9 protein-coding genes are annotated in these 13,143 nt (G+C 42.7%); 3 read left to right on the forward strand and 6 right to left on the reverse strand.

Features of this window, described 5'->3' with window-relative positions; genetic code table 11:
- Positions 1 to 534 precede the first annotated feature (534 nt).
- The 3 genes from FOR85_RS08410 (at position 535) to mscL (ending at position 4,642) form a co-directional block, all read left to right on the forward strand.
- A complete protein-coding gene (locus FOR85_RS08410) occupies positions 535 to 1,722 on the forward strand; it encodes an OmpA family protein (RefSeq protein ID WP_144297552.1) in 1,188 nt (395 codons plus the stop codon).
- Positions 1,723 to 2,072: 350 nt separating this feature from the next.
- Positions 2,073 to 3,920: a translational GTPase TypA gene (gene typA, locus FOR85_RS08415; RefSeq protein ID WP_144297553.1), complete on the forward strand. Its 1,848-nt coding sequence runs from the start codon at positions 2,073 to 2,075 to the stop codon at positions 3,918 to 3,920.
- A 278-nt stretch (positions 3,921 to 4,198) separates the two neighbouring features.
- Positions 4,199 to 4,642: a large conductance mechanosensitive channel protein MscL gene (mscL, locus tag FOR85_RS08420; RefSeq protein ID WP_144297554.1), complete on the forward strand. Its 444-nt coding sequence runs from the start codon at positions 4,199 to 4,201 to the stop codon at positions 4,640 to 4,642.
- Positions 4,643 to 4,730: 88 nt separating this feature from the next.
- Here mscL and FOR85_RS08425 read toward each other — a convergent pair whose 3' ends face one another.
- The 6 genes from FOR85_RS08425 to cysM all read right to left on the reverse strand — a co-directional run bounded on the left by FOR85_RS08425 (position 4,731) and on the right by cysM (position 13,002).
- Complete coding sequence (locus tag FOR85_RS08425) at positions 4,731 to 5,171, reverse strand: hypothetical protein (protein WP_144297555.1); 441 nt, start codon at positions 5,169 to 5,171, stop codon at positions 4,731 to 4,733.
- Between the two features lie 369 nt (positions 5,172 to 5,540).
- Positions 5,541 to 6,476, reverse strand: coding sequence for a bifunctional DNA-formamidopyrimidine glycosylase/DNA-(apurinic or apyrimidinic site) lyase (gene mutM / locus FOR85_RS08430; RefSeq protein WP_144297556.1), 936 nt, complete (start codon positions 6,474 to 6,476; stop codon positions 5,541 to 5,543).
- A gap of 64 nt (positions 6,477 to 6,540) precedes the next feature.
- Positions 6,541 to 9,093, reverse strand: a complete 2,553-nt coding sequence (locus tag FOR85_RS08435) for a bifunctional (p)ppGpp synthetase/guanosine-3',5'-bis(diphosphate) 3'-pyrophosphohydrolase (RefSeq protein ID WP_144297557.1) — start codon at positions 9,091 to 9,093, stop codon at positions 6,541 to 6,543.
- A 469-nt stretch (positions 9,094 to 9,562) separates the two neighbouring features.
- Entirely contained in the window at positions 9,563 to 11,104 is a 1,542-nt protein-coding gene (gene rlmD / locus FOR85_RS08440) for a 23S rRNA (uracil(1939)-C(5))-methyltransferase RlmD (RefSeq protein WP_190295527.1), read from the reverse strand.
- An 86-nt stretch (positions 11,105 to 11,190) separates the two neighbouring features.
- Positions 11,191 to 12,009 (reverse strand): 3'-5' exonuclease, encoded by an 819-nt coding sequence (locus FOR85_RS08445; RefSeq protein WP_144297558.1) that lies wholly within the window; start codon positions 12,007 to 12,009, stop codon positions 11,191 to 11,193.
- A gap of 24 nt (positions 12,010 to 12,033) precedes the next feature.
- Positions 12,034 to 13,002, reverse strand: a complete 969-nt coding sequence (gene cysM / locus FOR85_RS08450; RefSeq protein ID WP_144297559.1) for a cysteine synthase CysM — start codon at positions 13,000 to 13,002, stop codon at positions 12,034 to 12,036.
- Positions 13,003 to 13,143 lie beyond the last annotated feature (141 nt).

Consider the following 13,143-nt stretch of genomic DNA (forward strand, 5'->3'; position numbering starts at 1 on the left):
TTAAAAATAAGCGCTTAGAATGACTAAACTTATTATTTTTAACATCGAATCGCCTAAAAAATAGTCGCTGTCAGTGCCATGGTCGAATGTTCAACACGCCCTAGCTATTAGTAAAAAAAAGTTCAATTATCCGAATATAAACCAAATATATGTCTACTGTCAAAGAATGTTTCAATTCGTGAATAAGGAGTTTTAACGATAGAGAAAATTAACGATTTGTATTAAAATATCTTGAAACAATAGATAGGATTCGTTTCATCATCTATTGCGACCTCACACACAAAAGATAAAGAGTGTAAAGTGTGTTAGTCGTCAGTAAGTTAAGTTGGCTAATGTGTTTTAGTTATGACATTATCGTGTAATAATGTGTAGCTGGTTAACGAAAAAAGTTGTAAACTGAATTGATAATCGCTAAGCTACTTCTCAATTGGTTTTGCTTTGTAATTTCAAATTCGTAAATGATGTCTGCTTTTGGGCATCTTAAGATGCGGTTTTGCTTGACGCATTACTAAAATTATCCTTTGGAGGAATTTCATGAAATTAAATAAAATTGCTTTGGCATTATTTGCCATTACAGCGGCTCCACTAGCTGCAAACGCTGGTGTTACTATTAGCCCGTTATTACTTGGTTACCATTGGACAGAAGATGGTGAAGACCAACGTGAGTTACTAGCAAACTACAATGATGGTGCTGAAAACTATTATGTAGAGAACGGCTTATATACTGGTGCGGCTCTTGGTATCGAGCTGACTCCTTCTACGCAATTCCAAGTAGAGTATGGTGTTTCTAATACCGATGCTATAAGCAACAGAGGTTCAGCATACGACGCAGATGCTGAACATGAAATGATTTCTGGTAACTTCTTGATTGGTTTTGAAGAGTTCAGCGGTTATACAGATAACGCATTCAAACCTTATGCATTGATTGGTGCAGGCCAATCTAAACTTGAAATCGAAGATGCTAGCGGTAATATGGTTTCAGGTACAAAAGATACTATTGGTAACCTAGGTTTAGGTGCTATGTATCGTATTAACGATTCATTAAGCCTACGCGGTGAAGGTCGTGCGATTCATAACTTTGATCAAAACTGGTGGGAAGGTATGGCTCTAGCTGGTCTAGAAGTCGTACTAGGTGGTCACTTAGCTCCTACTGTTGCTGTACCGCCAATGCAAGAGCCATTAGTTGATACTGCTCCAGTACCAGTAGTAGTCGTTTCTGATCTTGACTCTGACGGTGATGGCGTACCTGATAGCATCGATGCATGCCCAGGCACTCCAATGAACCAAGTAGTTGATGAGCGCGGTTGCCCAGTACCAGTAGATATTACTGATGAGCTAAAAATGGAACTACGTGTATTCTTTGATAACGACAAATCAACTATCAAAAACCAATACAAACCTGAAATCGCTAAAGTAGCAGAGAAGATGCGTGAGTATCCTAACTCTACCGCTCGCGTTGAAGGTCACGCTTCTAAAACAGGTCCTTCAGCACGTTATAACCAACGTTTATCTGAAGCCCGTGCAGTTGCTGTGAAATCTATGTTGACTAACGAATTTGGTATCGCACCAAACCGTCTATCAACAGTTGGCTATGGTTATGACCAACCAATCGCTGATAACAACACTGAAGAAGGTCGCGCTATGAACCGTCGTGTATATGCCATCATTACTGGTGACAAAACCATGACTGTTGAACAAACTAAAGATATGGTTGTTCAGTAAGTAGACGCTACTAATTATGTATTAACTTAATTAGTTACAAAAAAAGTCATCCTTTGGGTGGCTTTTTTTTATTTATACACTCAGAAAAGTAAGTTATTGCATAAATTGATAGCGCAATAATGTTATACTAGCGACCCAAACACTTTGTAAACTGACAAAGTGTACATTAGCATAGCTATCTGTACGATGGATTTATCAGCATAGGTATTTGATTTCGTTAATATTAAATTGCTGTACGTATTGTGCAATTATTTAATCCTAAGCCAATCATGTCTATCTGGTTGATGTTAACAGTTTATCCAGCGGTGCTTACTGCTACTGCATTTTTTAAGACGAAACGAGCATTTTATATGGCGAACGATATCAAACACCTGCGTAACATTGCAATTATTGCCCACGTTGACCACGGTAAAACCACTTTGGTTGATAAGTTATTACATCAATCTGGTACTTTTGGCGACCGTGCAAACATTGCGGAACGCGCAATGGATTCAGGTGATATTGAGCAAGAGCGTGGCATTACTATTTTGGCAAAAAATACGGCCATCCGCTGGACAGATGACACTGATGGCACTGAATACCGTATTAATATTGTCGACACCCCAGGTCACGCCGACTTTGGTGGCGAAGTCGAACGCGTTATGTCAATGGTTGACTGCGTATTGTTGGTTGTTGACGGTGTTGATGGCCCAATGCCGCAAACCCGTTTTGTCACTCAAAAGGCGTTCGAGCAAGGCCTAAAGCCGATTGTGGTTATCAATAAAATTGACCGTCCTGGTTCACGTCCTGATTGGGTAATGGATCAAATCTTTGATCTATTTGATAATTTGGGTGCTACTGACGAGCAATTAGATTTCCCAGTGGTTTATGCATCTGCCTTAAACGGTATTGCTGGTTTGGAAGCAGATAATTTAGCAGGTGACATGACGCCGTTGTTTAAAACCATCGTTGATGTGGTACAGCCACCGCAAGTCGATGCAGATGCACCTTTCCGCATGCAAATTTCTAGCCTTGACTATAACAGCTTCGTTGGCGTTATCGGTATTGGCCGTATTCAACGCGGTAAAGTTAAAACCAATACGCCTGTGACTGTCATTGATAAGAATGGTAAAACGCGTAACGGTCGTATCCTAAAAATCATGGGTTATCACGGTCTTGAGCGTATTGAAGTAGACGATGCGCAAGCGGGCGATATCGTTTGTATTACCGGTATTGATGCGCTAAATATTTCAGACACCATTTGTGACCCTAACCATGTTGAAGCGTTGCCAGCATTGACTGTTGATGAACCAACGGTATCGATGAACTTCCAAGTAAACAATTCACCATTTGCCGGTCGTGAAGGTAAATTTGTGACATCACGTAATATTCGTGAGCGTCTTGAGCGTGAATTGATTCACAACGTGGCGCTACGTGTAGAAGACACCGAGTCTCCAGATAAATTTAAAGTATCAGGTCGTGGTGAGCTGCATTTATCAGTATTGATCGAAAACATGCGCCGCGAAGGTTTTGAGCTTGGCGTATCAGGTCCAGAAGTTATTGTTAAAGAAGTAGATGGCAAGCTACAAGAACCGTATGAAAATGTTGTCTTTGATATTGAAGACGCGCATCAAGGTCCAATTATGGAACAAGTCGGCTTGCGTAAAGGCGAGATGACCAATATGGAGCTTGATGGTAAAGGTCGTATGCGTATTGAAGCGACTATGCCTGCGCGTGGTTTGATTGGTTTCCGTTCAGAGTTTTTAACCTTGACCTCGGGCACTGGTATCATGACTTCAAGCTTCTCACATTACGGTCCACAAAAGATTGGTGATGTTGGTGGTCGTTCAAACGGCGTATTGGTTTCTATGGCCAATGGTGTTTGCTTAGGTTTCGCTCTATTTAACCTACAAAAACGTGGTAAATTGTTCGCTGAGCCACAGCTTGAAGTTTACGAAGGTATGATTGTTGGTTTGAACTCTCGTAATGATGATATGGTTGTCAATCCAACGACTGCTAAACAGTTAACCAACGTCCGTGCCAGTGGTACTGATGAAGCGTTGACGCTGACGCCAGCGGTTAAATTTACCCTTGAGCAAGCGCTTGAATTCATTCAAGATGACGAATTAGTAGAAGTAACGCCAAAAGCCATACGTCTGCGTAAGCGTTATTTGACTGAAAATGAGCGTAAGCGTCATGGACGCAAGAAAAATGCTTAATATCGATACGTAAATTACTTGGTAATTTATATTTTTAATATTAAAAAAGTACTCAAAGCTAATTTTTCATGATTAGCTTTGACATCGAAAATTAGCAGTATAAGGTGAGCAAAATAAAGTTCACTTTATATTGCTTTTTTTTGTGTTTAGTTTTCATATATAATAAAAATGATCTAATCAATAAGTGCTATCTCTTTAAAAGGGTTTAAAAACTCAATATTAGAGAATCTAGTTCATCATCTATATAATAATTAATTGAACTTTCAAGGAGTGACATCATGAGTATGGTATCTGAGTTTAAGGAATTTGCTTTAAAAGGTAACGTAATGGACCTAGCAGTCGGTGTCATCATTGGTGGCGCTTTTGCGACTATTACGACTTCTTTAGTTGAAGACATTATCATGCCTATAGTCGCTTTTATTGCCGGCGGCGAAATTAATTTCAAAAACATGTTTTTTATACTAGGAGATGCGCCTGAAGGTGTGGCAATGACTTATGATGCACTTAAGGCAGCAGGCGTACCGGTGTTGGCTTATGGTAGCTTTATCACAGTGTTGATTAACTTCCTAATTTTGGCGTTTATCATATTTATGATGGTAAAAATGGTTAATAGATTACGCCGTGCAGATGAGGTAGAAGAAGCGGTTGCAGAGCCGTCAGAAGAGGTGCAATTACTGCGTGAGATTAGCGCTAAGCTGAGTAATACTCACCTTACAAAATAAAATCATATAATTCGCTTACCAAAATCAAAAAAGGCTAACAATAAGTTAGCCTTTTTTATTGTCGATTGATAAGCTCGAAGTTTTTTAATTAAGGTTTAACTACCACATAGTCATTGGTATTAATGAGAATTTCTGAAGGACCATCGACCACAATACGAACGACATTATTGTCAACAACTTGTGACTTATAATAGTTATCCTCGGCAACCGTACAGCCTAGGCAGCGTCCCATGGCATCCCAAGGTTCAACGAATAACTTCTGCTGTGCTTGGTCGGCGTTACCGCCGATAAGCGAGAAGGGCAGACTTACAAGATAAGCGGCGGTGCCTGCCACAGCGGTCACTAACTGTAATGGTTTACCAACAATAGTATCAACTGCCATGGTCTCATAAGAGGGGCCAAAATCCGTTTCATCGATTTCTATCGCTGCTAGAGCGGGCTGCATGCTAGCAAAAATCAAGCTTATGCTTGCCATCATGGTCAGTAGTTTATATTTAGCTGTGCGTTTCATTTTAGCTGGAGCGCTCATAATGATATCCTAAAACTCATAAGAAGTATGATTCATAGCTGCTGCTATTTCCATACAGAGACAACTTCCCTATAGAAATAATGCGACAACGATAGGCATTGATAAATAGTTTTAATATTACAGATAAATAAACGCTTTGCACTATTTATGTAAATATTGGCACTATTAAAGCAAGATTTAAGCCAATAAGCAACAAAAATGCGCAGGATATATTTATATGAAAGATGTTTCTTAAAACGAATAAGTTTGAATGGAGTTTTTAATAGCGTTAAATCAGATTTCCATAAAAAGTATTCATTGTGGCAATTTAGTGCTTTATAGCTTTGCAGACTTTTTAAATCTTCAGCTGTGAGGGAGTTTAGAAATGGATTATTTAGTAGGCTGACAGTTAGGGCAGAAGACACTGGCACGCCCATTTAACTTAATATTTTCTAATAGCGTATCGCAATGCGGACAGGTTTCGCCCTGTCTACCATAAACATTTAAAGTTTGCTGGAAGTAGCCGGTTTGACCGCTGGCAACGGTAAAATCGCGTAATGTGGAACCACCTAGCGTGATGGCCTTTTTTAAAATGGCTTTGATATGATCAACCAAGGTATCTATTTGCTCATAGGAGACTTCATTAGCTGGTGTTGCCGGATGAATACCTGATAAATAAAGGCTTTCAGTTGCATAAATATTACCAACGCCAACAACGACTTGCTGCTCCATAATTACTGATTTAATCGCGCGCTTGATAGGCTGCTTGCTATTGGTTTTGTTAGCTATGTTGTTATCCAAGGTTTGATTTGGATTGTCCGAGCGCTGTATTAAATGATATAAATAATCAGCGGTAAAGTCTGCTGATAATGGCTCCGGACCCAAATGGTCTAAAAGCTTATTACCGTAATCTTTAAACCATAATACTGAGCCAAATCGCCTCGGATCATAATAATGTAGCTGTGTTTGGCTATTATCAGCGGCGCTAAATGTTACTACTAAGTGGTCATGTTTACGCTTATCGGTGCCATGGCTATGTTGCTGTAAACTACCCGACATACCAAGGTGAATCAAAAGTTGACGCGGTGCTAAGCTATTTGGCTGAATAGAAGCGTTGGTATTAACAGAAGTGAGCGGTATAAAATTTAGGATTAAATACTTCGCTCGGCGCTCGACACTGTCCAAAGTATAATCAACCAGTTCACTCAAGTTATCGGGCATCGACCAGCGTAGCTTTGGTTGAAAAACTTTGACATCGACCACTTGTTGACCTAATAAAGGTGTCAGGCTGGTTTTGGTGGTTTCTACTTCCGGCAACTCAGGCATAGTATTTCTTATCAGACTCTATTATATATAAAGGTTATTTCCAAAGATTTTAAAGTTTAAGCTATCAAACAACAGCACGGCGAGCATGCAAAATACCATGCTGCTGCTCGAGCTTGGCAAGTAACTTAGACAAATGCGCGAGCCCTGAAACTTCAATATGAAACTTTAAAAAGGCGATATTGTCATCGTTACTGAGCGTCTCAACCTGACGAATATTGACGTTTTCTTTATCAATAATTTGGGTCAAATCACGTAGTAATCCGCGCCTGTCATAGGCTTCAACGTGAATGTCTACCGGCTGATAACGACCAGCTTTAACCGTCCAAGCCGCCTCAATTTCACGCTCAGGATCCCGTTCAATCAAGCGCAGGTATTCGGGGCAGCCACGGTTATGTACGCTGACGCCGCGCGATAAGGTAATGTAGCCTGCGATAGGTTCACCGTGGACAGGATGGCAGCAGCCGGCTAGGTTAATCTCGATATTATCCAAACCATCGATACGGATTTTATAAGCATCAAGTTTCCCCGCGTTTCTCGTATCGATACTAGGGGTGAAATCTTCTTCAGGTTTTTCAGGCTCTAAATCTAACTGGCGTGAAATATGACTGGTCAATTGATTAAGACTGATATCACCCGTGACCAAACCAACCACGATATCATCGGTATTATTGACGTTAAAATGCTGGATATAATCGTTTAAATCAATACTGTTTGGGTGCACCGACAAGCGCTCAAGCTCTTTACTGAGCATTTGGCGACCTATCTCGATATTTTTATCGCGGTCTTGCTTATTAAACCATTGACGCAGTTTTGAGCGCGCGCGATTGGTATGAATATAACCGAGCGAGGCGACTAGCCAATCGCGATTGGGTTCACGCGAGGCTTTGGTAATAATCTCAACTTGTTCGCCCGTTTTTAACTGGTAAGTCAGCGGCACATAGCGCTGATTGACGCGCGCCGCTTGCGCTCGGTTACCGACTTGCGTGTGTACATAATAAGCGAAGTCCAGTACAGTGGCGCCTTTTGGCAGCTCGGTAATATCGCCATCACGACTAAAGATATAAATACGCTCGAGCCCATCGAAATCAACCAACTGCTCATCATCGTCGAACTCGATTTCTTCTAATTCTTCGCCAGTCAGTAATGCTGAGCGCGGCTGATTGCGCGTTTCGTTATTAATCGATAAGAGCTGACGTAATGAGCTGATTCTTTGGTTAAGGTAATTGTCCTTTTTATTTTTCAGGCCTTCTTTGTAATTGACGTGTGCGCACATGCCAAGCTCGGCCTCGAAGTGCATTTCTTGGGTGCGAATTTGTACTTCTAGCGATTTATTTTCGGCAATAACGGCGGTATGAAGCGAGCGATAACCATTTGATTTTGGATTGGTAATATAGTCGTCGAATTGCTCAGGGATATAGCGCCATAAACCGTGTACCAAGCCCAACACGTGATAGCAATCTGAAGGATTATTGACCAAGACCCGTAGCGCGCGAATGTCATATAGCTGATCAAAGGATAAACCTTTGAGCTTCATTTTTCGGTAAATAGAATAAATATGCTTGACGCGGCCTGAAACCTCGCCTTCGATACCCGCTTCCGCCAACGCTTCATTGAGCTTATCTTGTACGCGCTGAATATAAGACTCACGTTCGCTGCGTTTTTCTGATAAAAGTTTGGCAATCTCTTTATAACGCTCAGGCGCCAGATAGCGAAAGGCTAAATCTTCAAGCTCCCATTTTAATTGGGCAATGCCCAGCCTGTGAGCCAGTGGCGCATAAATGGTCATAACCTCACGCGCGACCCGATATTGTCGTTCTTCACCAGAAAAAGTCAGTTCGCGCATGGCAAAGGTACGTTCAGCCAGTTTAATCAGCACCACGCGGACATCGTTGGTCACAGAGATGAGCATACTATAAATGTTGGAGAGCTGATCACGCTGATTATTGACGAAATGGTCTTCTAAGCGCTTATTGCTTTCGATGATTTCGGACAGTTTCCCCATCGCCAAGGTATCTTTGACCAAGGTTGAGATATCGGCACCGAATTTTTTTTCAATTTCAGCTAAGCTAATAATCGATTTGCGGGCGCTACGATAAAGCATCGCGGCGACAAGCGCATTTTCATCTTGATACAGGTAAGTCAAGATATCGGTCATGCCAATACCGGTGACATATGCGCCTGAACGTTCAGATTCACTGGTATTCATATGACTGCGGATAAATTCGCAAGCGCTAGCAAGATTGGGCACAGATTCTTGCCCGATACGCTTGGCAATATTATCCAGCCAAGTAGGGACGTCGATATTTATCTGATCTAAATCAATGGCTTCTAGTTCTTGTGCCGAAAGCGCATTGGCATCATTAAGCAATTGATTGTTTAAATATTCATCTTCAAGGTTAGGGTCATGGCTGTGGTAAGCATACTGAGCAGAGCGATCAAAGGTAGTATGCAGTTTATGAGTAGTCAGCTGATATTTGATGTCGTGTGGAATTTGGGCATAGCTATTGGCAGACTGATGAGAGCGTTGGCTCGCGACCAGTTGTGCGGCCAATGTTGCGCTATCGGCTTGCGTGGTTTGTCCATCTACCAGCGGTAGCCCTTCACGAATTTTTACCATAGCCCACTCCTCTTAGCTATTCTAAATTGATTAAAAGCCCATTCACCAACCACACTTTTAGGTTTCCATAGGTAAAGTGTCAGCTATAAATCAATTCAGCCGCTAAAAAATCCATTTTTAGCAGCTATAAAATGACAGACATAAATAATATATAAAGCGCTGAGTAAGGATAAAGGATACTCACGATATCTTGTTGAAGAAAGCCTAAATACATTGGCTGTTATTATCTCATGTCACAATGACAAATCAAGCAAGGCTCTGTAATGATAATGTCGCTTTCGATAACATAACGCCTTTTTATCCCTATCGTTCAGGCCATTTTTGCTTAAATTAATAGGTTAAAAAAGGTCGTCTTTATTTATATCTGTCATACGTTATTTTGGTGTTTTAGAACAGCGTGTATTAAAACACGCTGCCCTAAAATAAAGTCTTTTGAAACACCTTACTTTAAACATCATTAAAATTGATGCTAAGCGGACACTTTCTCAAAGCGTGCGATTGATTCGACGTGGCCGGTATGACAGAACATATCCATCACGCCTGCATGCGTCAAACGATAGCCTTGCTCTAACAAAGCTTTGGTATCGCGGGCAAGGGTAGCAGGGTTACAAGAGACATAGACAATACGCTCGGCATTGAACTTTGGCAGATACTGCATAATCTCCCACGCGCCCGAACGCGGTGGGTCGATGAGTAGCGCGTCAAAGCCTTGATTGGCCCAAGGTTTATCGGTGCAATCTTGTGTTAAGTCTTGGCTATAAAATTCCGTATTAGTAATGCCATTGCGGCGTGCGTTATCGGCCGCGCGAGCGGTCATGGCTTCACTGCCTTCAACGCCGACCACCGCACCAGTTTCGCCGACCAAACGCGCGAGTGGTAAGCTAAAGTTACCCAAACCACTGAATAAATCGAGCACCCGCTCACCCGCTTTTAAGTCTAACAAATCACAAGCAAGCTTGGTCATTTGACGATTGACCGATAAATTAACTTGAGTAAAGTCGGTTGGGATAAATTCAAAGGTCAAATCATACTCAGGTAATTGATAATATAAGCGCCCAAACTGCTCAGTCATATCGTCATGCTCAGTTAAGGCAATACGCTGAATACTATCGGCGCCTTTTGATTGTAAATAGAGCTGCCAATTACGCGCTGCAAAGAAGGTTTTTAATTTTTCAATATCCACATCTGATAATGGTGACAAGTTACGTACAATCAGTGCAACGGGTTGATTACCATCAGGTAGCTCTGGTAGCGCTTCGCCCATGGCTAATTCAAGCTGAGCAATCTTGTCACGACTCTCAAGCGTGCTGATAAGCGCTTTTAGATTTTCAATCTCAAAGCCAATACGTGGGTCTAAGATATGACACTCATTTAATTCCGCTAAGAAGTTACTTGAGCGCTCACGGAAACCAACCAAGGCGGTTTCTTTTTTGGCGACATAACGCACGCCGAGCCGCGCTTTGGTACGGTAACCTAAGCGATCGCCAACCACGGGCGCGAGCCAATGCTCTGGTTCAACATCGGCTTGATGCATAAGCAATTCAGCGAGTACCGATTGCTTAAAGTTAATTTGACCATCGGGCTGCCAATGTTGCAAGCTACAGCCACCGCAAACGCCAAAATGCGGGCAGGGCGCTACAGCACGCTCAGGGTTTGGATTGGCAGTAATGCTCACCGCATCGCCTTCTTCAAAACTGCTACGGCTATTGGTGATTTTGACTAAGGCGCTTTCACCCGGTAATGCAAAGCTGACAAAAATCTTTTTGCCGTGTTTGTCTTCGATATGACCGTCGGCTTCACCGAAACCATTGCCATAAATAGCAACGCCGCGACCATCATGCGACAAGCCATCGATTTTAAAGGGTAATGGCTCAGCATCTTTTAAACGGCGGCGGGTTTTTGACGAAGGCTTAGATTTTTTCTTACTTGGCGGCATAGTAATGGTCTGAGCCTCGTTAGGCTGTTGGTTGACGTTTAGAGTAGTAAAGTCTTTTGAGTCGGTGGGCTGCATAAACCTGCCTTAATAATAAATAATAAGCAATAAAGGATAAATAACTAAGAATAAGGAAGCCGTTGTCGTTAAGATGTCTAGTGTGGCTATGGAGCAGACGACCAATCAGCAATAAACTCATGATGGCGAGGACTGCCATCTGCTTGGGTATATTGGGCCAAATAGTCACGGCTTTGCTGCTGCCATGCCTCAAAATCTGGTGAGGACAATTGCCCTGTCAATCGCAGCCAGCGCAAATAAATCAGCCAAGTATTCATCACATCAGATTCGCAATATATTGAGAGCGTTTGCCAATCACCATTGCTCACCAGCTCGCCAACCATACTGCCATCGACATCGGTTTTACCGGGCAAACCATAAAGACTGGCGACGATATCCATGGCTTCGCGGCGGCTGGCACCGTATTGGCTAAATCTGTCCATCAAATCAAGATGGCGACTGTGGAAGCGATTAACGTAATTATCAAAGCGCATGTTTTTGATGCGCTCGCCTTCTTCAAATAACCACGACGCTGATAAGTCATACTGCATGGCACGATAAATAAGCACCGGAATATCAAAGCCTGAGCCGTTCCAACTAATCAGCTGTGGCAGCTTTTCAAGGTCACTGAACGCGCGAAAAAACTTGCTCAGTATGTCTTTTTCGCTAAACTTATCGGCGGTCAAAGAAAACAAGGAAAATTTGCCGTCTTTAATATAGAGTGCAGAGATACAAACAATACGCTGCAAGGGCAAACGCATAAAATCGTGACCTGCTTCTTGGAGTCGCAGCGCTGTCAATGCGCTCAAAGCATCGGCATCGTTTAGCTCAGCCAACTGCGGATAGATACGGCGGGCAGCCTCGGTATCGGCAACCGTTTCAATATCAAAGACCAAGATAGGTTTGGACGAGAGGGCGTTTGACATAAATAATTCTGCCTATTTATAAGCTTATGGGGTGGCGTTATCCGTGCTATCGTCAGCGTCATTCACACTATATAGGCCCGTCGATAAATAACGATCACCGCGGTCGCAAACGATAAAAGCAATCATGGCATCAGGATTTGCTTTTGCGACTTCGGTAGCGGCCCATGCCGCTGCACCTGATGACACACCAGCAAAAATGCCTTCAGTTTTCGCCAATTTACGCATATAAACTTCGGCGACCCGCTGATCAACATCCATGATGTCATCAACCAAATCTGCTTCAAAAATACCGGGCATATAAGCGGCAGGCCAGCGGCGGATGCCAGCGATAGATGCTTCTTCGTCAGGTTGTAGACCGATGACTTTAATGTCAGGGTTTTGCTCTTTAAGATATTGCGCAACGCCAGTGATAGTACCTGTGGTGCCCATCGAGCTGATAAAATGAGTGATTTTACCGTCCGTTTGCGCCCACAGCTCAGGGCCGGTGGTCAAATAGTGCGCTTGTTTATTATCAGGATTGTTAAACTGATCGAGTACAATGCCTTTACCGTCGGCTTGCATTTGCAAGGCCATATCACGCGAGGCTTCTATGCCTTCGTCCACCTCGATAAGCGTCGCACCATAAGCGGCCATCGCATCTTTACGTTCTTGGGTCGAGTTGGTTGGCATAAATAGGGTGATTGGATAGCCACGCATCGCCGCCACCATCGCCAAAGCAATGCCCGTATTGCCGCTGGTCGCTTCAATGAGCATATCGCCAGGTTTAATATCACCGCGCTGCTCAGCTTGATAAATCATATTAAAGGCCGGACGGTCTTTTACCGAGCCAGCAGGGTTATTGCCTTCGAGTTTGGCGAGCAATACCGCGCCATTGGCAATCTGCTCTTGCTCAGGCAGGCGATTCAATTTGACCAAAGGCGTCTTACCTACGCAATCGGCAAGGTCAGTGATTTGCGTAATAAAATTGGCGTTTGACTGGGCCGTAGCGGACATAAGGTATCCTTATCGATTATTAGTTTTTTAATAGGCGCTGTTTAAATAGCAGGTCAGTACTTGATGACCGTTATGGATTGATTGTGGTCAATAAAAAGTTGCGTCATTATATCATTTTGTTTTCGCCTGCGCTTAATGCAT

It is taken from the genome of Psychrobacter sp. YGAH215, assembly GCF_007280595.1.
GTDB classification, from domain to species: Bacteria; Pseudomonadota; Gammaproteobacteria; order Pseudomonadales; family Moraxellaceae; genus Psychrobacter; species Psychrobacter faecalis.

Coding starts and splice junctions, on each gene's coding strand:
- mscL (WP_144297554.1), top strand. CDS start 4,199: ATGAGTATGGTATCTGAGTTTAAGGAATTTGCTTTAAAAGGTAACGTA.
- rlmD (WP_190295527.1), bottom strand. CDS start 11,104: ATGCAGCCCACCGACTCAAAAGACTTTACTACTCTAAACGTCAACCAA.
- FOR85_RS08445 (WP_144297558.1), bottom strand. CDS start 12,009: ATGTCAAACGCCCTCTCGTCCAAACCTATCTTGGTCTTTGATATTGAA.
- cysM (WP_144297559.1), bottom strand. CDS start 13,002: ATGTCCGCTACGGCCCAGTCAAACGCCAATTTTATTACGCAAATCACT.
- mutM (WP_144297556.1), bottom strand. CDS start 6,476: ATGCCTGAGTTGCCGGAAGTAGAAACCACCAAAACCAGCCTGACACCT.
- FOR85_RS08425 (WP_144297555.1), bottom strand. CDS start 5,171: ATGAGCGCTCCAGCTAAAATGAAACGCACAGCTAAATATAAACTACTG.
- typA (WP_144297553.1), top strand. CDS start 2,073: ATGGCGAACGATATCAAACACCTGCGTAACATTGCAATTATTGCCCAC.
- FOR85_RS08435 (WP_144297557.1), bottom strand. CDS start 9,093: ATGGTAAAAATTCGTGAAGGGCTACCGCTGGTAGATGGACAAACCACG.
- FOR85_RS08410 (WP_144297552.1), top strand. CDS start 535: ATGAAATTAAATAAAATTGCTTTGGCATTATTTGCCATTACAGCGGCT.